The following is a 22,492-nucleotide window of genomic DNA, read 5'->3' on the forward strand; positions in this document are numbered from 1 at the left end:
TGAGAAACAGTTAAGGCGAAGGAGGAACTGAAACAATGAAAGAAGATAGACGTTCTGCTCCGCTGTTTCCAATTGGTATTGTAATGGATTTAACACAATTATCTGCACGTCAAATTCGCTACTATGAAGAGCATAATCTTATTTTTCCAACCCGTACAAAAGGGAATCGTAGATTATTTTCATTTAACGATGTAGATAAATTGTTGGAAATTAAAGATTTGTTAGATCAAGGCTTAAATATGGCCGGAATTAAACAAGTATTGCAAATGAAAGAAAATCAAACAGAAGCAGTGAAAGTAAAAGAAGAAACGAAAGAAATTTCAAAATCCGAGCTTCGCAAAATTCTTCGAGATGAACTACAACATACAGGTAGATTTAATCGGACCTCATTGCGACAAGGTGACATTTCAAGGTTTTTTCACTAAAGATAACTGATTCTGAAGGTGTTTAGAGGGACTAAGGAGGAATTTATAATGGCTAGGTACACAAAAGAAGATATTTTCCGTTTGGCGAAAGAAGAGAATGTAAAGTATATCCGTCTGCAATTTACGGACCTTTTAGGGGTAATTAAAAACGTAGAAATTCCAGTGAGCCAATTAACAAAAGCTCTTGATAACAAAATGATGTTTGATGGATCTTCTATTGAAGGTTTCGTACGTATTGAAGAATCTGATATGTATTTATATCCGGATTTAGATACTTGGGTAATTTTCCCTTGGACAGCTGAAAAAGGTAAAGTAGCTCGTTTAATCTGTGATATTTACAATGCTGATGGTACTCCATTTGATGGCGACCCACGTAACAACTTAAAGCGTGTGTTAAAAGAAATGGAAGCATTAGGATTCTCAGATTTCAATCTTGGACCAGAGCCAGAATTCTTCCTATTTAAAGTTGATGAAAAAGGAAATCCAACATTAGAATTAAACGATAACGGTGGATACTTCGACCTTGCGCCGATGGATCTAGGGGAAAACTGTCGTCGTGATATCGTTCTTGAACTTGAAGAAATGGGCTTTGAAATTGAAGCATCTCACCATGAGGTTGCGCCAGGTCAACATGAAATTGACTTTAAATATGCAAATGCAATTCGCTCATGTGATGACATTCAAACATTCAAGCTTGTTGTAAGAACGATTGCTCGTAAACATGGTTTACACGCAACATTTATGCCGAAACCATTATACGGTGTGAACGGTTCAGGTATGCACTGTAACTTATCACTATTTAAAAATGGTGAGAACGTATTCTTCGATCAAAACGGTGATTTACAATTAAGTGATGATGCTCGTCACTTCATCGCAGGTATTTTAAAACATGCGCCAGCATTTACAGCGGTAGCAAACCCAACTGTAAACTCTTACAAGCGTTTAGTACCTGGATATGAAGCTCCATGTTACGTAGCATGGTCTGCACAAAACCGTAGTCCATTAGTGCGTATCCCTGCATCTCGTGGTATTAGCACACGCGTAGAAGTACGTAGTGTTGACCCAGCTGCAAACCCGTATTTAGTAATGGCTACATTATTAGCAGCAGGTCTTGATGGAATTAAAAACAAATTAACTCCACCAGCTGCAGTAGACCGTAACATCTACGTAATGACAAAAGAAGAGCGTGAAGAAGCAGGTATCGTTGACTTACCAGCAACATTAGCGCAAGCGTTAGTTACTTTACAATCTAATGAAATCGTATGTGGCGCATTAGGTGATCATTTACTTGAGCACTTCATTGAAGCAAAAGAAATTGAGTGGGATATTTTCCGCACGCAAGTTCACCAATGGGAACGCGACCAATATATGTCTCTATACTAAGAGAGAAAAAAGCCCTAATACTACGGTATTAGGGCTTTTTCGTCATTTATCTACAGTGAAAAAACACGAATATTGTCGCATTTTTTTTAGTGTCATCAGGAAGTAATTTAGTGAAAATAATTTGTGTTGACTCGTTCTGTATAAAGAACTAAAATGGCATTAACTAGAAATGTTTGTATATTAAAAAGAATGAAAATATTGTTTTTTTCTTAAGTTTTCGATGTCAATTTCAAGTTGAAGCTCATTGGTTTTAAATGAGGAGGGAAGTTATGGATAAGGAAATAAATTTGAAAAATCTATTTACTATTATACGGAAAAGAATTTGGATCATTCTATTATTTACAACTCTCACAACAGTAGCAGGAGCGATGTATACTATATATGTAAAAACACCATTATATGCCTCTTCAGCAAGAGTTATTGTTCAAGCTAATGCTGAAACGATGAATACATTGAAAGCGATGGTAAATGAGCCTGTAATATTAGAAAAAGTGGCTGCTGAATTGAATATTAACAGATCTGCAGGTGCATTAAGTGGACAAATAAGTACAGAAAGTGTGCAAGGGTCCCAGATTATGAGAATAAATGTAGTGGATATAGATCCTGTGCTTGCTCATAAAATTGCAAATACTACAGCCACTGTTTATAAGAAAGAAGTAGCGAATATACTGAATTTTAATAATGTGAGTATATTACCAGAAGACCCAGTTCAAAAACATTCTATGCCTATAAATATAAATCACCTTAAGACGATACTAATTGCATTCGCTATAGGTATGGTGCTCAGTATTGGATTCATTTTTTTATTGAATTCACTTGATGAGAGAATCAAATCGGAACGGCGAATTGAACAATTGTTAGATGTCCCTGTTTTGGGCGGAATATCTAAAATGAATAGAAAAAATGTGAAAGACAAATTCAGTAAAAAAAATACGGTATTATTGGGGGAGGGAACGGAGTGGCTTACAAAAATAGACGAAAAACAAATAAAGTTAAAGGAGAAAGTATAATTGTACATACCGCTCCAAGATCGAAAATTTCGGAGCAGTATCGTTCGCTTCGAACAAACCTTCAATTATCTTCATCTATTCATAAAAGCAGAACTATAGTTATAACTTCTCCGAGGTATGGTGAAGGAAAATCAACGATTACAGTTAATTTAGCAGTCTCAATAGCACAAAAAGGTGAAAAAGTATTGGTAATAGATGCAAATTTACGAACACCAACGATTCATGAAATGTTTGGAGTAGAAAATACAATTGGATTAATTGATATATTGAACGGAAAAACAACTTTAGAGGGCGCCGTGAAAAAAACAGAGATGGAAAGTCTGGATGTATTAACTAGCGGACCAGTACCATTTAATCCATCTGAAGTGCTTAGTTCAGATGCAATGGATATGTTAATTCAAAAGGCGCTGGAACGATACGATATTATATTATTTGATTCTTCTCCTGTACTAGAAGTAACGGATACGAGTGTATTGGCTGATAAATGTGAAGGTGTATTATTGGTGATCCGTTATAATCATACTGTGAATGAAGATGCGCTTGAAACGAAAAGGGCGTTAAGTTTTACGAAAAGTAGGATATTAGGTGCGATTTTGAATGGAAAAGTATAAATAACATAAATGTACTTTAGAAAAATGAATTTAATATCCTTATATCAGGATGTTCTTTATAAAGAATTTTTTAAAGGGATACGATGTGGTGATGTCTCCTTACCGCTATCAACGGAGGCACTCGATTATGCTGTGGGTTGTGAAAACAACCTTAGATGCGAGTCATCAAGAGTGTAATGTGAGGGAGGGTTAGATGCCCCTATTTTATTAAAGTTTCTAACTATGTGTTTTTAATAAAGAGAATATAGTTAGAAACTTTAAATTTGAAAGAGTTAAGTATGGAATTGATTAAAGGAGGAAGTTACATGACGTATCGGCGGAGGATATCGTTATTGCTTTTAATGGATTCAATGATTGTGTTAAGTGCTATTTTCTTTAGTTATTTCTTTGTAAATGCTAGCTTTAGTGTTATCACTTTATCATCAATTATTAGCTCTATCACTTTATTAGTCAGTCATCATTTATTTGCTTTAATATATAAGTTGTATAATAAAGCTTGGGAATATGCAAGTATAGGAGAATTACTCATTATATGCAAAGTTGTTACATTTTCTATAATTGCTACAGCAGTTGTGCAGCAACTAATCATGCCAAAAATGTATTTTCGGCTGTTAGTTGTAACTTGGATGATTCATATTTTATTAATTGGTGGTTCACGTTTTATATGGAGAATGTACAGAGATATTTATTATGTAAAAAAGGGTGATAAAAAAAGAACGTTAATTGTTGGTGCGGGATCTGCTGGGACAATGGTTGCAAGGCAGTTGTTGAAGAATAGTGCCGCTGAATTAATGCCAGTCGCATTTATCGATGACAATGCAAAAAAACATAATCTTGATATTTGGGGTATTCCAGTAATTGGTGGTATGAATCAAATTGAGTACACTGTTAAAAAACTGAATATTGAAATAATTATTTTGGCAATCCCCTCATTAAACAAAAGAGAGCAAAATGTTATTTTGAAAAGATGTTTAAAAACAGAAGTGAAAACTCAAATTCTTCCGATGTTAGAAGACTTAGTAACGGGTAAAGTATCGGTGAACGAATTCAGGGATGTTCAAGTAGAGGATTTATTAGGGCGTGATCCTGTAGAACTTGATGTGGATATTATTTCAGATTATATAACTGACAAGGTTATTTTAGTTACTGGTGCAGGAGGTTCGATTGGTTCGGAAATTTGTAGACAAATTGCAAAATTTAGGCCGAAAAAGTTGATTTTACTAGGGCATGGGGAGAATAGTATTTATTCTATAGAAATGGAATTAAACAGAAAATATGGAGATATGAAAGGCACGTTTATTCCTGAAATCGCAGATATACAAGATGAAAAGAAGATGCAATTAATTATGAGCAAACATCTTCCGAATGTTGTATATCATGCAGCTGCACATAAACATGTACCACTAATGGAGAATAATCCTGAAGAGGCTGTTAAAAATAATTTGATTGGAACTATGAATGTATCAGAGGCAGCGAGAGCACATGGAGTAGGAACGTTTGTTATGATTTCCTCTGATAAAGCTGTGAACCCGACGAGTGTTATGGGAGCAACAAAGAAATTAGCTGAGATGGTAATTCAACATAAAGATAAAATAAGTCATACAAAGTTTGTTACTGTACGCTTTGGGAATGTCTTAGGAAGTAGAGGGAGTGTTATACCTTTATTTAAGAAGCAAATTCAAAATGGTGGACCAGTTACAGTTACTCATCCTGATATGGTTCGGTATTTTATGACAATCCCGGAAGCATCAAGACTCGTAGTGCAAGCTGGTGCTTTAGCTAAAGGTGGAGAGATTTTTGTATTGGATATGGGAGAACCAGTGAAAATAGTCGACCTTGCCAAAAATCTTATTCGATTATCAGGAAATTCTGTGGATGAAATAGGAATAGAATTTACTGGTATACGCCCAGGGGAGAAACTTTTTGAAGAATTACTAAAAGAAGATGAAATGAATGAAAAGCAAATTCATCCGAGGATTTACGTAGGACAAGAAATGAATGTTCGTATAGAAGAAATTGAAGAGTTTATTTCAAGTTATACAGATTTAAACGAAGTAGAATTAAGAAAACGATTGTTAAAGTTAGTAAATCAGCGTAAAACTTTAAAACTGTTAATACCTGTATCAGGTCAATAGAAAAAATTTATATAAGACGGGTGCGTGGGATGGTGTCTAAAAAAGTTCTGTTTTGTGCGACTGTAGATTATCATTTTAAGGCTTTTCATTTACCGTATTTGAAATGGTTTTCAGAACAAGGATGGGAAGTACATGTTGCAGCGAATGGGAATATACATCTTCCGTACGTAACTCGAAAATATAATATTCCTATTCAAAGGTCACCTCTTAGTATACAAAACATCCACGCATATAAAAAACTAAAATCAATTATTGATCAAAATAAATATCATATCATTCATTGTCATACGCCTATGGGAGGAGTAATTGCTCGTTTAGCTGCTCAGAAAGCCAGGCAGCAAGGAACGAAAGTCGTATATACAGCACATGGATTTCACTTTTGTAAAGGATCACCGTATATGAATTGGTTGCTTTATTATCCAATTGAAAGAATTCTAGCTTCTCATACGGATTGTCTAATAACAATTAACCAAGAAGATTATGATTTAGCAGTTAAACATTGCTTTCCAGTGAGAGATATTAAGCTAGTTCACGGTGTAGGAATAGATGTACAACGGTTTACTCCTGTAACTGAAATTGAGAAACGAGAATTAAAGCTACAATGTGGCTATAAATCACAAGATTTTTTAATGTTTTATGCTGCTGAATTTAATAAGAATAAAAATCAAAACTTTTTAATCCATGTATTAGCACAATTGAAAAATGAAATGCCACATGCGAAGCTTTTGCTTGCTGGCGAAGGACCGTTAATGGAAGAGTGTAAAAAAATAGCTACTCAACTAGGAGTGACTAACATGGTTCATTTTCTCGGTTACAGAAATGATATAGCTTCCTTACTACAGATGTCTGATCTTGCAGTTGCATCTAGTTACAGGGAAGGTTTGCCAGTTAATATTATGGAAGCCATGGCTTGTGGACTTCCGGTTGTAGCTACTGATAACCGGGGACATAGGGAATTGATTATTAATAATAAAAATGGTTGGATTGTAGATCGCGATGATATAAAAGCAATGGCTGACAGGATAAAGGGTATTTCTATAAATCCTAAAGTATTAGCTCAGATGGGGCAGTATGGATGTACTAGTATTAAAAATCAATATTCAGTAAATGAAGTGTTAAAGGAGAAACAAGAAATCTATACAACATTTATGGGTGAAATGGAGGATTTAAATTGGGCACTCCATTAAGAGTATTACATGTAGTCGTAAATATGAATAGAGGCGGAGCAGAAACTTTAATTATGAATTTATATCGCAATATAGATCGTTCCAAAGTTCAATTTGATTTTTTAACATGTAAAGAAGGAGTGTTTGATGAAGAAATAGTAAAGTTAGGCGGGGAAATTCATAGAATTCCATATATCACAAACGTTGGACATAGAGGATATATAAAAGCACTGGATAATTTTTTCACCTCTCATCAAGAATATAGAATTGTACATTCACACATGGATAAAATGAGTGGATTTGTACTTCGTTCTGCTAAGAAGGCGGGAATACCGGTTAGGATTTCACATAGCCATAGTACAAGTAGTGAAGGCGGAACTATAGCGAAGATATATAAATGGTATGCAGGAGCATTTATTGTGCCATGTGCAACACATTTTTTAGCATGTTCAATTACAGCGGCAAAATGGTTGTTTGCTGATAGGGTAAGTACAACTGAAATTTTAAAGAATGGAATTGAATGTGATAAGTTTGCATTTTCTTCAGAAATTAGAGAACAAGTAAGAAAAGAACTGAAACTTCATAAGGATGCTTTTGTAATTGGACATGTAGGAAGATTTGCGTATCCTAAAAATCATACTTTTCTAATAGATATTTTTGTTCGATTAATAGAAACTCGACCGAAATCTATTCTTTTGTTAGTGGGAGATGGTCCTCTTCGATCAGAGATTGAGAAGAAAGTAGAAAAACTGAATATAAAAGGTCGAGTCAAATTCTTGGGGATACGAGATGATATCAATCGCTTGTTGCAGGCATTTGATATGTTTATTTTTCCGTCTATTTATGAAGGGTTACCCGTTACCCTTATTGAAGCGCAAGGGGCGGGTTTACCATGTATTATATCAGACACTATTACGCAAGATGTAGATCTGGGTTTGAATTTAGTTGAACAGTGCTCTTTGTTAGATGTAAGAGAGTGGACAGGGAAATTACAAAGTATAGCGGATAGGAAGATATCGAGGGGCATTGCACAATTTACGTTAGCTGAAAAAGGATACGATATAAAAAATATTACTGGATTCACTCAAAAATTTTATGTAGCAGTATCGAGGTGATAAATTTGAAAAAACTAACGGTTTTTACCCCTACATATAATAGAGCGTATTGTCTTCAGGGGTGTTATGAAAGCTTGAAGCAGCAAACGTGTAAAGATTTTATATGGCTTATTATAGATGATGGATCTGATGATAATACAAAAGAGTTAGTGCATTCTTGGGTTTCTGAAGATTACATAGACATACGGTATTATTGGCAACCAAATCAAGGGATGCATGGTGCTCATAATACGGCTTATGAAATGATTGATACAGAACTCAATGTATGTATTGATTCAGATGATTCAATGCCCAGTGATGCCGTAGAGAAAATCATTAATTTTTGGAATGAAAATGGAAATGAACAGGTAAGTGGGATAATTGCTCTTGATTTATATAAAGATGAGAAGGTAATTGGTTCAAAGTTACCATTACATCTTAACCGTTCTACACTTTTTAATCTCTACAATAAACATGGTGTAACTGGAGATAAGAAATTAGTATATCGTACAGAACTAACAAAGAAGTATCCATATCCGATTTTTAAAAATGAGAAGTATGTAGGTTTGGCATATAAATATTATATGTTGGATCAGAAATATGAGATGTTACTGATGAATGAAGCTCTTTGCTATGTTGAATATATGCCTGATGGTTCTTCGATGAATATGTTAAATCAGTATCGTCAGAATCCAAAAGGTTTTGCTTTTTATCGTAAGGAACTGATGAAGCTACCATTTACAAATAGGTTATTTAAATATAGGCAAGCTGTACATTATGTATCAAGTAGCTTTATAGCAAAAAACATAAGATTTATAAAAGAGTCACCATGCAAAGTGCTTACACTTTGTGCACTGCCATTTGGAGTTATCCTTTATAGTTATATAACAGTAAAAACAAGAGTGAAAGCAAATATATAGAAATTTATTTGGTAGTTAAATGAGAGGGAATAATAATGACTATACTTTGGATGAATCTTTTTATAGTGCTCATACTCGCATTTTTTGCAAGGTATTTTGCTATGCCGGTAACTACAGGAATTGTGATGTTAAAACCAAATCGATTATTGATTTTAATGGCGACTACCTCTCTTGTATTAGTATCTGGTTTTAGAAATAATATTGGTGATACGTATTTTTATATGCATGCTTTTAAAGTTACTGATTTCAATTGGGGGTATATTCGAAATAGTAAGGATGTTGGGTTTAGTATTTTACAAATGATATTAAAAGTATATACGGATAATCCCCAAGTTCTAATTTTTATAACAGCGTTAATAACAAATATATTAATAGTAGCAGTTTTATATAAATATTCAAGAATGATTGAGTTAAGTTTATATGTATATATAGCATCGGGTATGTACTTAGTTTCAATGAATGGAGTGAGGCAGTATTTAACAGCAGCAATTATTTTTACCGCCACAAAATATATTTTAGATGGGAATTGGAAAAAATATTTTTTAATAGTTCTGTTTGCATCTACTTTTCATCAAAGTGCTCTTGTATTAATTCCTATTTATTTTGTAGTCCGAAGGAAAGCTTGGTCGACAATAACATTTATACTACTCCTTCTTGCGGTGCTTATTGTGATAGGATTTAATCAATTTGCAGAAGCTTTCTTTGCGACTATAGGAGATACTCAATATGGACATTATAAGGATTTTCAAGAAGGGGGAGCTAATATTCTTCGAGTTGCTGTGGAAGCAACCCCGCTCATCCTTGCTTTTATTGGGAGGCATAAACTAAGAGAGCTTTTTCCGAAGAGTGATTATATCGTAAATATGGCATTATTAGGTCTAGTTTTTATGATTATTTCAACTCAAAATTGGATTTTTGCTAGATTCTCCATATATTTTGGATTATACCAATTGATATTGATATCGTGGGTTATAAAGGTATTTATTGAAAAGGACCAAAAGTTAATTTACTATGCAGTAATATTATGTTACTTTATTTATTTTGTATATGAACATGTTATTACTTTAGGGATAGTTTATAAGAGTAATTTTTGGGGATAAAATGTATATTTGAAAATCATTCTTAGATGGGAGTAATTTTCAATGTGTAAACTAGAACGACCTAAAAGGGTGTTGCATATCGTTAGTGCGATGGACCGAGGTGGTGCAGAGGCGTTGCTAATGAATGTATATAGGAATGTAGATAGAGAAAAGGTACAATTTGATTTTGTTTCCCATAAAAGTGAAGAATGTGATTATGATAAGGAAATAATTGCATTGGGTGGGAAAATATATCGAATATCTAGCTTAGGACAGGCAGGCCCTCTTTCGTACATTAAAGAGCTTGTTAAGGTAATGTCTAGTAATCAATATGTGGCAGCACATGCACATACTGATTACCAAGGGGGATTTGTTGCTGTTGCTGCCAAAATAGCTGGTATAAAAATAAGAGTTTGTCATTCACATAGTAATAATTGGCCGATAGGATCAGGGATGAAAGGGAAAGTTTTGTTGTTTTTTTTACGAACACTTATTGCTTATGCTGGAACAAATTATTGTGCGTGCAGTGTTGAAGCTGCACGCTTTTTATTTAATGAAAATATAGGTAATACAAAGGTAAAGATAGTGAAAAATGCAATAGATACTAATCAATTTGTTAATGTAGATATACAGGATAGTAATAAAGTAAGAGAAGAATTCAACATACCAGTTGGAGCGAAGGTGATAGGTCATATTGGTCGTTTTTCTGAATCTAAAAATCATATTTTTATGTTAAAGGTATTCAAAGATGTATTAAAGTCTGATTCGAAATTTATGCTTGTTTTAGTAGGAGAGGGTCCGTTACAGGATTCTATTGAGTTAGAAGCAAAAAGTTTAGGTATCTATGAAAAAATTAGATTTTTGGGGGTAAGAAAAGATATTCCAAGAATTATAAGGATGTTTGATGTTTTTCTTTTTCCATCTTTATTCGAGGGATTCGGTATTGTGGCATTAGAAGCACAATGTGCGGGGATACCATGCGTAGTAGCAAATACAATAACTAAAAATGTCGATATGGGTTTAGGAATAATATCGTTTATTAGTTTAGATGAAAAACTGGAAATATGGTCTGCAGAAATTCATGGAGCTTTATTAAAAGAAAAATTGAATACACAAATAGTAGTTAATAAGATTTCGGAATTAGGTTTTGATATTAAGAATAATATTCCAGATTGGTTAGCATTATATGGAGTAGAGTATAGGGAGTCATAATTAATTGTAAGTATTTATATATGATGAAGGTAAGGCTATTATTATAAAAATTTACAATAAATTGGGTGAGGGATTAGAAAATGAAAAAGAAAAAAATTCTCATTACATCATTTGATATGGCAATTGGTGGAGTAGAAAGAAGTTTAATCGGTTTATTGAATACAATCGATTATAGCAAATATGATGTAGATTTGATGTTATTTAAACACGAAGGAGAGTTTCTTTTTTTGTTGCCTAAAATGCCTAATTTGTTAAAGGAAGTAAAACAATATACTACTTTTAGAAAATCTATCAAGCAAATATTGCAAGAAGGACAAATTACAATTGGATTGACAAGAACCTTGGGGAGAATTTTAGGTGATGCACATGGTAGATATGTAAAAAGTGAAGAAGCTGGATACCTTGTTATTCAATATGGTTGGAGAATAACGTTACCCTTTATACCGAAATTGGAAGAGGAGTATGATGTAGCAATTAGTTTTTTATGGCCACATTATTTTATTGGAGATAAAGTTCGAGCGAAAAGAAAAATTGGTTGGATCCATACGGATTATTCAAATATAAAACTTAATACAGACATGGAGTATAAAATGTGGAGCAAGATGGATAATATCGTAGCTGTTTCAGAAGGATGTAGAGATTCATTTCTTAGTAGTTTACCAAATGTGAATAAAAAGGTTGAAATTATAGAAAATATACTATCTCCTGAGTTCGTGCGTGAGCAAGCTTATCAAGAAGATATTACCGAAGAAATACAGGTGAAATCAGAAAAAGTAAAGCTTGTTACGGTAGGACGGTTATCGTATGCAAAAGGAATAGATCTTGCTATGTATGCATTAAGAGATTTAGTAGATCAGGGATATGATATTGAATGGTATGTAGTTGGTTATGGAGCACAAGAAGCTGAACTTAGGAAGTTATTAGCTGAACTTAATCTGGAAAAAAGATTTTTTTTACTGGGTAAAAAAACAAATCCTTATCCATATATAAAAGCATGTGATATATATGTGCAACCGTCTAGGTATGAGGGGAAAGCTGTAACAGTTCGTGAAGCGCAAATTATTGGAAAGCCAGTACTTATTACTAATTTTTCAACTGCTAATAGTCAGGTGCGGGATGGGGTCGATGGAATAGTAACTGAGATGGGGATAAATGGGATAGCTAATGGAATAAAGAAACTTATTGGTGATAAAGAGCTGAGGGAAAAACTGGCGGAAAATACGCTTAAAGGTGAATACGGAAATCGTAATGAAATTGATAAATTATATGCATTATTTTCATAAAGCTAGAATCAATAAATGATGTTTAATATTTTGAGCGCAATAAAAACACTTTAGGGTAGTGATAGTTATGAAAAAAAAAGTTTTATTCGTCATAGATTCGTTACAAAGTGGAGGGGCAGAAAAAAGTTTAGTTTCTTTACTTTCTTTATTGGATTATGAAAAATATGAAGTGGATTTGTTAATGTTTTCTGCTAGTGGATTGTATTTGCCATTACTTCCAAAGCAGGTAAACGTATTAGATGTACCGATAGTTATTAAAAGGCAGGCGGAGAAATTTAAAAATTTAATTAAACATAAATACTTTAAAGAGTTATTTCTTAGAATTGGAGCTTCGATATCTCTTAGAAATCCATACATAAATAATAATTTACATGCAGCTCAAATAGTTTGGAGATGGGTGTCTAAAGGGATGGATAATTTAAAGGGAAAATATGATGTTGCCATAGCTTATAGTCAAGGAATGCCGACATATTTTGTGGCAAATAAGGTTTACGCAAGTAAAAAAATTGCCTGGGTGAATACAGATTATAGGTTAGCTGCATATAATAAAGATTTTGATTTGAACTATTATGAGGAATTTAATGAAATAGTAGCCGTGTCCGATGTTTGTAAGGAAGTATTGATTCAAGAAATTCCTAAAATAGAGTCAAGGATCCAGGTTGTATATGATATTATATCGCCGACTCTAATTAAATCGATGGCAAATGAGGGGCAGGGGTTTAGTGATCAGTTTGAGGGATTACGAATATTAACTATTGGTAGGTTAGTGTATGAAAAAGGGTATGAACTGGCCGTAGAAGCTTGTTATAAATTAAAGCAAAAAGGGTATAAATTTAAGTGGTATGTAATAGGAGAAGGGAATCTTCAAAATAAACTCGAGGAGATGATAAGTAAATATAATTTACACGATACTTTTATACTATTGGGTACTCACAAGAATCCATACCCTTTTATAAAACAAAGTGATATATATGTACAACCGTCAAGGTATGAAGGATATGGATTAGCGATAGCAGAGGCTAGAATATTTCAAAAACCTATAGTAGTAACTGATTTTATAACCGTTCATAACCAAATTAAAAATAGAGAAAATGGCTTAATAGTGAAGATGAATTCGGAAGAAGTGTACGAAGGGATAGAAGAAATTATAGAGGACAATTTACTGAAGAAATATTTGTGTGAGAACTTAAAGAATGAGCAGGTTGGAACGGAAGGGGAACTTAAGAAGGTGTATGCCTTATTAGAAAAATATTAACCTGAGTAAATCTAAGAATCCAAAGCTTATTAATAAGAGCGGGAAAGTGAATCTTTAATCAATGAAGATTGTATTCTATTAAATAGTAGGATAAGGTGATTCGGAGGAAATATGAAGAAGAAAATTATATTTATGGTTATAAATATGAATATAGGCGGTACGGAGAAGGCTTTGTTGAATATGGTTGCAGAAATTCCAAAAGATAAGTATGATATAACAATTTTGATGTTAGAAGAAAAAGGGGGTTTTTTGGAGTTTATCCCAGATGGGGTACATGTAGAATATTTAACAAATTACGGGGAAATAAAAGAGGTGTTAAATAAACCACCACGAGTCGTTATAAGCAGTTTTATTAGACAAGGAAAAGTTATAAAAGCTGTTCAAACAACTTTTTGGTATTTAGTATCAAAAATTATGAAAGAAAGGAGTGTTATTTTTAGATATTGTTTGCGTGAGTACACTGTTATAAACAACAACTATGATATTGCAGTTGCTTATGCCGGACCTATGGATTTTATAAGTTATGTTGTTGCAAATAAAATAGAAGCTAGACGAAAGGTTCAATGGATACATTTCGATATTGAAAAGATATATTTTAACAAATACTTTGTAAGTAAAGTATATAAAAAGTTCCAGCATATTTTTGTAGTTTCTGATTTAGGAAGGGAAAAACTTACTCAAACGATGCCAGAATTAATTAATAAGACAGGAACTTTTTTAAACATTATTTCACCTGACATGATAGTAAAGATGGCAAATGAAGGAATCGGATTTTTGGATGATTTTGATGGAGTAAGGGTTCTTACTGTTGGTAGATTGAGTGTAGAAAAAGGACAGGATTTAACAATATCGGTATTAGCTAAGCTTAAAGAAGCTGGCTATAAGGTTAGGTGGTATTGTATAGGAGATGGAAAGGAAAAAGTAATGTATGAAAAACTCGTAGAAAATTACGGTATTCAAAGTGACTATATATTTTTAGGGGCAATGTCAAATCCATATCCTTTTATGAAGCAATGTGATATATATGTACAACCATCTCGTTATGAGGGATACTGCATAACACTCGCAGAAGCTAGATGCTTTAGCAATCCAATTATTAGTACAAATTTTACAGGAGCGAGTGAACAAATAAACCATAACCACAATGGATTAATAGTTCAATTTGACGAGCAGCAAATGTATGATGCAATTGTACAAATATTAGGTGATAAACTGTTGGAAGGACGGCTGAGAAAAAACATAGAAAAAGAAATGGTAGATACGAGGGATGAGTTGGAAAAGTTATATAGAATAGCAGATTCTAATGTATAACCTGTTTCATACGGGATTGTTATTATTCTTTTTATAATATTTCAAGAATATGGAACGTTAGTCGTTATGAATTGTATTGCGTGCGAAAACATCTTGGAGAGGATGTTTTTAATTTTGCTATAAAACATTTTGATGGTAGAAGGAGATAGTTATGAAGAGAGTGCTATTTATGATAAGTAGTATGAATATAGGTGGGGTAGAAAAATCACTACTTTCTTTGTTATCTGTTTTACCAAAAGACAAATATGACGTTACGTTATTGATGTTGGAGAAGAAAGGGGGATTTTTAAAACAATTACCAAGCTGGGTAAAGATAGAAGAAGCAGCTTGGTTTGAAAGTATAAAACCTAAAATTATGCAACCACCAAAGAAAACGATTAAAGAGTACTTTAAAAATAAAAGATATATTAAGGCTTTAAATTTTTTACTATCTTATGTGGTATCTAAAAAATTAAAGAATAGATATGTTTTCTATAAAGAGATTTTTAAAGACATTCCACATAATAAGAATAAATATGATATTGCAATAGCATATCAAGGACCTACAGACATAATTGATTATTATGTAGTAAATAAAGTAGCTTCAGAAAAGAAGATTTCTTGGGTACATTTTGATGTTTTTCAACATCAAATTAATACCAAATTATATGAAAAATTATACGATGAGCTAGATAATATATTTGTAGTTTCTAAAGAAGCGCAAAAACATTTAATAGAGAAGTTTCCTATAGTTAAAAATAAGACAAGTGTCTTTTTTAATATTGTACTTCCGGATTTAATAAACGAAATGGCAAAAGAAAAAATAGAATTTGATAATGGATATAAAGGTATGAAGATAGTAACAGTAGGTAGACTTTCAAAAGAAAAAGGTCAAGACCTTGCAATTAAAGTTTTATCAATGTTACGTAAAGACGGATACGATGTAAGGTGGTACTGTATCGGGGAAGGGGAAAATAGAGCGTATTATGAGACGTTAATAGGTAAGTATAATTTGAAACAGGATTTTCTATTATTAGGATCAGCAAAAAATCCTTATCCATATGTAAATCAATCAGATATATATGTTCAAACTTCTAGACATGAAGGATATTGTCTCACCTTAGCTGAGGCAAAATGTTTAAAAAAACCTATTGTAACAACTAATTTTACTGGGGCATATGAACAAATAAAAAATGGGCATAATGGTTTTATCGTCGAATGGAATGAGGAAGATTTGTATAACAAAATTAAGTATCTTTTAGATCAAAAGATAATATGTGAAAAAATAACGACGAATTTGTTGACAGAAGAATTAAATAATATAGAAAATATTGATAGAGTTTTTGGATGAATTTAAATGAAGGGAGTCAATTATGAATCCTAAAATTAGTATTATAGTACCGGTATACAAGGTTGAACGATACATTCATAAATGTATTGATTCTATATTGGTACAAACGTTTGAAGATTTTGAATTAATACTTGTTGATGACGGTTCTCCTGATACTTGCGGAGAAATATGTGATAGATATGCAGATAAAGATATGCGGATTAAAGTAATTCATAAAGAGAACGGTGGATTATCTTCTGCGAGAAATGCCGGATTAGAAAATGCAAAGGGAGATTATATAGGGTTTGTGGATAGTGATGATTGGATAGAACCAGATATGTATGAATTATTATATGGTATGTGTGTTGAACAAGGATGTGATATAGCTATTTGTAGTAGTCAAATCCATTACAGTAATAGAATTGTAACTTCAAGTAACCATCCATTTATTATTCACGATAGAAATACTGCAATGAAGACGATGTTAGAAGGGAAATTGTATGATGAAGTCGTTTGGACTAAACTATTTAAAAGAAATTTATTGGAGGATATTAAATTTCCAGTAGGTATGTCATATGAAGATACAGCATTTACGTATAAAGTTATTCATAAGTGTAAAAAAGTATGTTTCATAGGAGAACCTAAATATCATTATATAAAGCGTGATAATAGCATGATGGATCGGGCTGTAAAAGAGCTTAAAATTGACTCAGTCTTAATTTATGATGAAATGTGTAAATTTATGGAGCGATATTATAAGGAGTTATATAGCTTAGTTATATTAAAACTAGGAAATTGTTCGATGGTAGTTTTAAATTTAATATCAATGAGCGGAAGGTTTAATGAACATAAGGTTAAATATTATAAGGTTATTGGTATATTGAATAATTATTTTTATAAAACGATGAGTTTAAAAGAGTATGGGAAAAGTGTAAAGTTCTTATTGTTTGCGACTAAGCTGCATCCATTATTGTATAAATTTTTAATAAACAATTTTGCAAAAAGGGGGCAGGTATGAAGAAGTCATTGTTAAAGTTATATTATTTATATATCGGAATGAAGAATAAGGTAACCATTCAATATAACAGGATGATTACAGTGAAAAGGCAGCCTCCAACAGTGAAAACTCTTGATGAAACGCTTGACTATATTATAGGTAATAATTATTCAGTAAGTAGATTTGGTGATGGTGAATTCGCTCTTATAAATGGAGAAAGTTTAATCTTTCAGCCGTATTCAAATGAATTAAAGGATAGACTGGATGAAATTATTAAGAGTAATAAGGTGGGGCATTTAGTTTGTATTCCGAATGTTTTTAAAGATTTAAATTGGTGCACTGAAAAATCAAGAGTATATTGGAAAAGATATTTAGAGTTAAATCGTAGCAGAATTTATAAGAGTATAAGTATGAATAAAGAATATTATGATGCATTAGTTACAAGGTTATATATAGACCATCAAGATAAGAGTATGGCTGGAATTCGCTTTGATAAAATAAAAGATGTTTGGGATGATAGAGAAGTAATTGTTATTGAAGGGGTGCAAAGTAGATTAGGGGTAGGAAACGATCTTTTTAAAAATGTTAAAACAATTGATAGGATAATATGCCCATCGAAAAATGCTTTTGCGAAGTATAGAGAAATTTTAGAGATAGCAAAGAACCAAAAAAAATCTAAATTAATATTAATTGCACTAGGTCCAACAGCTACGGTATTAGCGTATGATTTATCTTCTTATGGATATCAAACTTTAGATATTGGTCATATCGATGTAGAGTATGAATGGTTTTTGAAGAAAGCAACAGAAAAACAGCCTGTAAAAAATAAGTATATTGGTGAAGTAGATAATGGAACTAATGTGAATGCAATTAGTGACTTAAAGTATGAGAGTGAAATTATTGCCAGGGTAATATAATTTTATTATTTCAAACTTTTTGAATAGATATAGTTAATGAAGGGAATTAATCATGCGAACGATGCATTCAATCAAGAACATATCAATAAGTATATTTTCTCAAATAGTTATTGTTATTCTAGGATTTATATCGAGGAAAGTTTTTTTAGATAGTTTAGGAATAGAGTATTTAGGAATAGATGGTTTATTAATTAATGTTTTATCCATGTTAGCGTTAATTGAGGCTGGTATAGGAGCAAGTATAGTATACAATTTGTACAAACCCTTGGCAGAAAATAATCAGCATAAAGTTATAGCCCTTGTTCAATTATATAAAAAAATCTATCAGATTTTGGCAATAATTATTCTAGCGATAAGTGCGATGATATATCCGTTTTTAAGCTATTTAATGAAAGATGGGGGGTCTATATCAAATGTCGCGATAATCTATTCAATATTTGTAGCAAAAAATGTAGTCACATATTTAAATGCTCATAAGAGGTCTTTAATAAATGCGGATCAAAGGGGATATATATTAGCTAGGGTGGATCTCGTATTCCAAGTGCTAACTACTATGTTCAAAATATTTATACTTCTTTATACGCAAAATTATGTATTGTATTTAATTATAGAATTGAGCATATATACAGTTCAAAATGTGGTAAACGGTAGGATTGTGAATAAGAACTATCCTTATATAAACACAAAAAAGAAGTATTCTATAGATAAAGATACGAAAGAAAATTTAATTATAAATGTAAAGGCGATGTTTTTGCATAATATTGGAGGATATATTGTATTTGGCACGGATAATATATTGATTTCTTCTTTTATAGGTCTTGCTATGGTCGGGATATATTCTAACTACACAATGATAATAAATCAATTATCAGCACTAGTAAGTCCTATATTAAATGGTATTGAAGCGAGTGTGGGGAATTTAATTGCTACTGAGAATAATGATAAAAATTATTCTATATTTAAAGTGACTTATCTAGTGAATTTTTGGATATTCTCTTTTTGTACCATATTTTTATATAACCTTTTAGAGCCGTTTATAGGGTGGTGGCTTGATAAGAAGTATTTATTAAATAACATAGTTTTTGTAGTGATATTAATAAACTTTTATTTAACAGGTATGCGGACGGCGATAGCCATTTTTAAAAATAAAGCGGGATTATTTGTACAAGATAAGTATATTCCGTTAGTTGAAGCGTTAATCAATTTAAGTTTATCTATTGTATTAGTTAAAATTTTTGGATTGGTAGGTATATTCATAGGCACGGCGATAAGTACAATTGCTACTGTACTGTGGATTCAGCCTTATATTGTATATAAAAATCTTTTTAAGAAATCGGTTTTGAATTATTTTACAACATATGTATTTTATATATTTTTAACCATAGTTACAGGTTTCATTACTACGAGTATATGTAATTATTTTATAGAAGGAAGTACTTTTATTTCGTTAGTCGGAAAAGGTGTAATTTGCTTATTAGTACCAAATGTAATATACGTTTTAGTTTTTTATAAAAGTACAGAATTTAAATATATAAGGAACATCTTTAGTACGATGTTTTTACAAATTAAAAAGAAACAAAACGTTATTTAGGTATAAAAAAGTATGGACATTATACTGATTTGAATTAATAAGGAAGTATAATATTGTTGAAACCGGTTAGTATGAAATGAAACCTGATTTTAATTAGAAAACATGAATCATTAGCCCTAACATAGTATTTATATAATGCATAGTATTCTATTAAAGGGATACGTATGTAAGCAGAATATAAAATATTTATCCCAATCTACTGATATAAGTTTGAATTTTCTGGTGAAATTCAGCTTGCATCTTAGTTGGAGGTTATATATAAATCATGGCAAAATTTCAGGTGACATGTGTTTTAAAAAGTAATCTTCCTGTGTTAAGTGAGGGAGAATTTTGTTTTTGTATAGATACTAGTGAGTTATTTATTGGAACGAAAAAAGGGAATGTAAAAGTATCAACAGAGAATACATTTGAGAGGTTAGTAAGTAAACTTAAAAGCAATACATTTGGAGGTTTTAAGTCCAGAAAATCACTGGTTGGAGAAACAGAATCTGCTAATGTGGTTTCAGGCACATATTTTCTTGAGTTAGAGAGATGGAATGTTAAAAATGATGGAACGGACGCTGATAATACTTCTAAAGGGATTAATAATGCATTATTATGGGCATCCCAACAAGGATTTATAGAAGTTGTGTTACCCCTGGGGACATATTTAATTGATGAAAATACACCAATTGAGCCACAAAGCTTTATGACTTTAAATTTAGGTGGATCAACTTTAAAAATAAGAAGTAATGGATTAGTTAAATATGCAATCGTACGATATCAAAGAAATCAAAAATTTTCTCGAGTTACAAATGGAAGGATTGAAGGGGATAAAAATACACACGATTATACAACGATTCCTCATACTCATGAATGGGGGTATGGAATTGAAGTTGGAAATACGACTCCTGCTGAGGGGAGTAATATGAATTATATTTCAATAGATAATATGGAAATTTTAAATTGTACTGGCGATGGTATAGCAATGGAAAGTACATGGGGACAAATTGGAGAATATGATTTTGCTGGTACATTTGAAGTGGGTGGGATTAGTGATGTCAATGGTGCCCTAATAGTAGATGATAATAAAATTAGATCGAATTTAAAAATAGATTTACATCATAGTAGCATTATAAAATGGGGATATTTCGGTTTGTATGGAGATGGCTATGGTGGAACTGGTTCAGAAATATACACAGAATTATATGATGTGTTATTTTATAGGGCTGATAATACTTTTGTAACGGCTGCTAAGAGAGTAAAGTTTTTTGAAGAAGTGAGTGTTCCAGAAGAAGCAGATTATGCGAAAATAGTTCTTCACCAAGGTACAGTACCTACAGAAAACGGTTGTAAAATAACTGTTAGAATTCCGGAATTCTCTAAAAATGTATTTATTGAGAAATGTAAAATACATGATTGTAGAAGGCTTGGGGTAAGCGTATCTGGAGCGAAACAAATTTATATTAGAGATTGTGAAATTTACAAAATGAAAGGTACAGCACCTCAGGGAGCAATAGATATTGAAGATGGATATCGATTAAATCAATATATAAACATTGAGCGTAATAACATATATGATAATCAGGGATATAACGTTGTTGTAGTCGGTGGTAGATATATTAATATCATTCAAAATAAATTAGCTAACAATTCATTAGTAGTAGGCGAAAATGTAGAGAAAGTGATTATAAGCAATAATCACTTAAGGGAAGTAAGTTGTGTTTTAAGCGGAGAAGTAACTTTTACGAATAATCAAATGTATGCTACTCGAGTCACGATAGATCAAGGAGATAAAGAAGCGCTTATTGGTAACTGTACTTTCCATAATAGCGCATTGTTAATGGGAAGAGATAAAGCATATTGTATTCAAGTCAACCAATGTGAATTTTTTAGTGATCGAGATTTATTTCATACTTTTTCACAATTGGGTGCAATAATTGGTTTCTCAGCAGAACCGCAAACTATATCAGATTGTGTTATTAAAGGAGGGGCTGTAGAGGGTACAAGTTTGACAGGCGTATCACCTGGTATGAAAAATGGATGGAGATTAAATAATATTTCTTTTATAGATACGAAACACCCGCAAGGAATCATTATGAATTTACCACCAGGAGTATATACGGGATGTAAATTTGAGAACAGTGGTACAATATCATTTGTTACAAACACTCCTCAAGCAGAATATGAATTTAATGGATGTTCATTTAGTTGGGATGCTTATAATCTGTTTACTGTTGAGTCCTCTCAACGGATAGCGATGCTAAAAGTGAAAAATAGTAATTTTAGAGGGGGAAGATGGGGCTCAGCATTTTTTTTATGGGACATTGGGGGAAGAATAGAATTTAATAATAATGCATTTGAATACCTTAATTCGGAATCGACAGACAGTATAATTAATTTTTGGAATGAAACATTTACGAGTGAGTTTATGTTAATAGAAAATAATATATTTAGGTCAAATAAAAGTATGATAGGCTTGAATGCAATTCAGATTTCATCCTCAATCACTTTGATTTTTAAAGATAATATTGTGGACACAGTAGTTATAAAGTTAAGGGATGAACATATAAAAAAGGATAATTATATTAATGGCGTCTTTGATCCGTACGTGTAAAGTTATAGGGACTAATGGAGTAACAGATCCTTTGCAAGTAAGTAGTGATAGCGCATGGAAATATTCACTTAGGCTAGCTATGTTTAAACTATTTGATGAGATAGAAGTAATGATAGATGACGTAATTAAACAAAACAAGAGGCAACTAACTTTAGTTGCCTCTTGTTTTGTTTAATTGCATATAAAGTTTTAAATGGT

At 32.1% G+C, this 22,492-nt stretch carries 19 protein-coding genes; all 19 read left to right on the forward strand.

Features of this window, described 5'->3' with window-relative positions; translation table 11 throughout:
* The first annotated feature begins 35 nt into the window (after positions 1-35).
* The 19 genes from glnR (at position 36) to NSS74_RS06045 (ending at position 22,469) form a co-directional block, all read left to right on the forward strand.
* Positions 36-425, forward strand: coding sequence for a transcriptional repressor GlnR (gene glnR, locus NSS74_RS05955; RefSeq protein ID WP_002014475.1), 390 nt, complete (start codon positions 36-38; stop codon positions 423-425).
* A 48-nt stretch (positions 426-473) separates the two neighbouring features.
* On the forward strand, positions 474-1,808 hold the full coding sequence (gene glnA, locus NSS74_RS05960) for a type I glutamate--ammonia ligase (RefSeq protein WP_002014472.1): 1,335 nt from the start codon (positions 474-476) through the stop codon (positions 1,806-1,808).
* Between the two features lie 269 nt (positions 1,809-2,077).
* Complete coding sequence (locus NSS74_RS05965; RefSeq protein ID WP_340813260.1) at positions 2,078-2,818, forward strand: YveK family protein; 741 nt, start codon at positions 2,078-2,080, stop codon at positions 2,816-2,818.
* Complete coding sequence (locus tag NSS74_RS05970; RefSeq protein ID WP_002128609.1) at positions 2,767-3,429, forward strand: CpsD/CapB family tyrosine-protein kinase; 663 nt, start codon at positions 2,767-2,769, stop codon at positions 3,427-3,429. The genes NSS74_RS05965 and NSS74_RS05970 overlap by 52 nt, the downstream gene beginning before the upstream one ends.
* A gap of 305 nt (positions 3,430-3,734) precedes the next feature.
* Positions 3,735-5,564: a polysaccharide biosynthesis protein gene (locus tag NSS74_RS05975; RefSeq protein ID WP_012261457.1), complete on the forward strand. Its 1,830-nt coding sequence runs from the start codon at positions 3,735-3,737 to the stop codon at positions 5,562-5,564.
* 29 nt (positions 5,565-5,593) lie between these two features.
* On the forward strand, positions 5,594-6,751 hold the full coding sequence (locus NSS74_RS05980; RefSeq protein WP_012261456.1) for a glycosyltransferase family 4 protein: 1,158 nt from the start codon (positions 5,594-5,596) through the stop codon (positions 6,749-6,751).
* The gene (locus NSS74_RS05985) at positions 6,736-7,845 is read left to right on the forward strand and encodes a glycosyltransferase family 1 protein (RefSeq protein ID WP_012261455.1); all 1,110 of its coding nucleotides are present in this window, start codon (positions 6,736-6,738) and stop codon (positions 7,843-7,845) included. The genes NSS74_RS05980 and NSS74_RS05985 overlap by 16 nt, the downstream gene beginning before the upstream one ends.
* Positions 7,846-7,850: 5 nt before the next feature.
* Positions 7,851-8,744 (forward strand): glycosyltransferase family 2 protein, encoded by an 894-nt coding sequence (locus tag NSS74_RS05990; protein ID WP_012261454.1) that lies wholly within the window; start codon positions 7,851-7,853, stop codon positions 8,742-8,744.
* A gap of 35 nt (positions 8,745-8,779) precedes the next feature.
* Positions 8,780-9,844, forward strand: a complete 1,065-nt coding sequence (locus NSS74_RS05995; RefSeq protein ID WP_012261453.1) for an EpsG family protein — start codon at positions 8,780-8,782, stop codon at positions 9,842-9,844.
* Between the two features lie 42 nt (positions 9,845-9,886).
* Positions 9,887-11,035, forward strand: a complete 1,149-nt coding sequence (locus NSS74_RS06000) for a glycosyltransferase family 1 protein (RefSeq protein ID WP_012261452.1) — start codon at positions 9,887-9,889, stop codon at positions 11,033-11,035.
* Positions 11,036-11,115: 80 nt separating this feature from the next.
* Positions 11,116-12,318 (forward strand): glycosyltransferase, encoded by a 1,203-nt coding sequence (locus tag NSS74_RS06005; protein WP_012261451.1) that lies wholly within the window; start codon positions 11,116-11,118, stop codon positions 12,316-12,318.
* Between the two features lie 67 nt (positions 12,319-12,385).
* Entirely contained in the window at positions 12,386-13,573 is a 1,188-nt protein-coding gene (locus NSS74_RS06010) for a glycosyltransferase (protein WP_012261450.1), read from the forward strand.
* Between the two features lie 111 nt (positions 13,574-13,684).
* Positions 13,685-14,884, forward strand: coding sequence for a glycosyltransferase (locus NSS74_RS06015; RefSeq protein ID WP_012261449.1), 1,200 nt, complete (start codon positions 13,685-13,687; stop codon positions 14,882-14,884).
* Positions 14,885-15,035: 151 nt separating this feature from the next.
* Positions 15,036-16,214, forward strand: a complete 1,179-nt coding sequence (locus NSS74_RS06020) for a glycosyltransferase (protein WP_012261448.1) — start codon at positions 15,036-15,038, stop codon at positions 16,212-16,214.
* Positions 16,215-16,236: 22 nt separating this feature from the next.
* Entirely contained in the window at positions 16,237-17,211 is a 975-nt protein-coding gene (locus NSS74_RS06025) for a glycosyltransferase family 2 protein (RefSeq protein ID WP_061689942.1), read from the forward strand.
* Positions 17,208-18,107 carry an SP_1767 family glycosyltransferase gene (locus NSS74_RS06030; RefSeq protein ID WP_340813261.1) on the forward strand — a complete coding sequence of 300 codons (900 nt, stop codon included), beginning with the start codon at positions 17,208-17,210 and terminating at the stop codon, positions 18,105-18,107. The genes NSS74_RS06025 and NSS74_RS06030 overlap by 4 nt, the downstream gene beginning before the upstream one ends.
* Positions 18,108-18,159: 52 nt before the next feature.
* Positions 18,160-19,698 carry a lipopolysaccharide biosynthesis protein gene (locus NSS74_RS06035; protein ID WP_316281592.1) on the forward strand — a complete coding sequence of 513 codons (1,539 nt, stop codon included), beginning with the start codon at positions 18,160-18,162 and terminating at the stop codon, positions 19,696-19,698.
* A gap of 265 nt (positions 19,699-19,963) precedes the next feature.
* The gene (locus NSS74_RS06040) at positions 19,964-22,294 is read left to right on the forward strand and encodes a right-handed parallel beta-helix repeat-containing protein (protein WP_002137802.1); all 2,331 of its coding nucleotides are present in this window, start codon (positions 19,964-19,966) and stop codon (positions 22,292-22,294) included.
* Complete coding sequence (locus NSS74_RS06045) at positions 22,269-22,469, forward strand: hypothetical protein (protein ID WP_002137801.1); 201 nt, start codon at positions 22,269-22,271, stop codon at positions 22,467-22,469. Before NSS74_RS06040 ends, NSS74_RS06045 begins: the two co-directional genes overlap by 26 nt.
* The last annotated feature ends 23 nt before the right edge of the window (positions 22,470-22,492 follow it).

Origin of the sequence: Bacillus sp. FSL E2-8868 (genome assembly GCF_038005505.1) — a bacterium.
GTDB classification, from domain to species: Bacteria; Bacillota; Bacilli; order Bacillales; family Bacillaceae_G; genus Bacillus_A; species Bacillus_A mycoides.

Excerpts from the sequence above, each read along its gene's own strand:
- NSS74_RS06030 (WP_340813261.1), top strand. The coding sequence starts at position 17,208 with ATGAAGAAGTCATTGTTAAAGTTATATTATTTATATATCGGAATGAAG.
- NSS74_RS06035 (WP_316281592.1), top strand. The coding sequence starts at position 18,160 with ATGCGAACGATGCATTCAATCAAGAACATATCAATAAGTATATTTTCT.
- NSS74_RS06015 (WP_012261449.1), top strand. The coding sequence starts at position 13,685 with ATGAAGAAGAAAATTATATTTATGGTTATAAATATGAATATAGGCGGT.
- NSS74_RS06025 (WP_061689942.1), top strand. The coding sequence starts at position 16,237 with ATGAATCCTAAAATTAGTATTATAGTACCGGTATACAAGGTTGAACGA.
- NSS74_RS06000 (WP_012261452.1), top strand. The coding sequence starts at position 9,887 with ATGTGTAAACTAGAACGACCTAAAAGGGTGTTGCATATCGTTAGTGCG.
- NSS74_RS06020 (WP_012261448.1), top strand. The coding sequence starts at position 15,036 with ATGAAGAGAGTGCTATTTATGATAAGTAGTATGAATATAGGTGGGGTA.
- NSS74_RS06005 (WP_012261451.1), top strand. The coding sequence starts at position 11,116 with ATGAAAAAGAAAAAAATTCTCATTACATCATTTGATATGGCAATTGGT.
- glnR (WP_002014475.1), top strand. The coding sequence starts at position 36 with ATGAAAGAAGATAGACGTTCTGCTCCGCTGTTTCCAATTGGTATTGTA.
- NSS74_RS05965 (WP_340813260.1), top strand. The coding sequence starts at position 2,078 with ATGGATAAGGAAATAAATTTGAAAAATCTATTTACTATTATACGGAAA.
- glnA (WP_002014472.1), top strand. The coding sequence starts at position 474 with ATGGCTAGGTACACAAAAGAAGATATTTTCCGTTTGGCGAAAGAAGAG.
- NSS74_RS06010 (WP_012261450.1), top strand. The coding sequence starts at position 12,386 with ATGAAAAAAAAAGTTTTATTCGTCATAGATTCGTTACAAAGTGGAGGG.
- NSS74_RS06040 (WP_002137802.1), top strand. The coding sequence starts at position 19,964 with ATGGCAAAATTTCAGGTGACATGTGTTTTAAAAAGTAATCTTCCTGTG.
- NSS74_RS05995 (WP_012261453.1), top strand. The coding sequence starts at position 8,780 with ATGACTATACTTTGGATGAATCTTTTTATAGTGCTCATACTCGCATTT.
- NSS74_RS05975 (WP_012261457.1), top strand. The coding sequence starts at position 3,735 with ATGACGTATCGGCGGAGGATATCGTTATTGCTTTTAATGGATTCAATG.
- NSS74_RS05980 (WP_012261456.1), top strand. The coding sequence starts at position 5,594 with ATGGTGTCTAAAAAAGTTCTGTTTTGTGCGACTGTAGATTATCATTTT.
- NSS74_RS06045 (WP_002137801.1), top strand. The coding sequence starts at position 22,269 with ATGGCGTCTTTGATCCGTACGTGTAAAGTTATAGGGACTAATGGAGTA.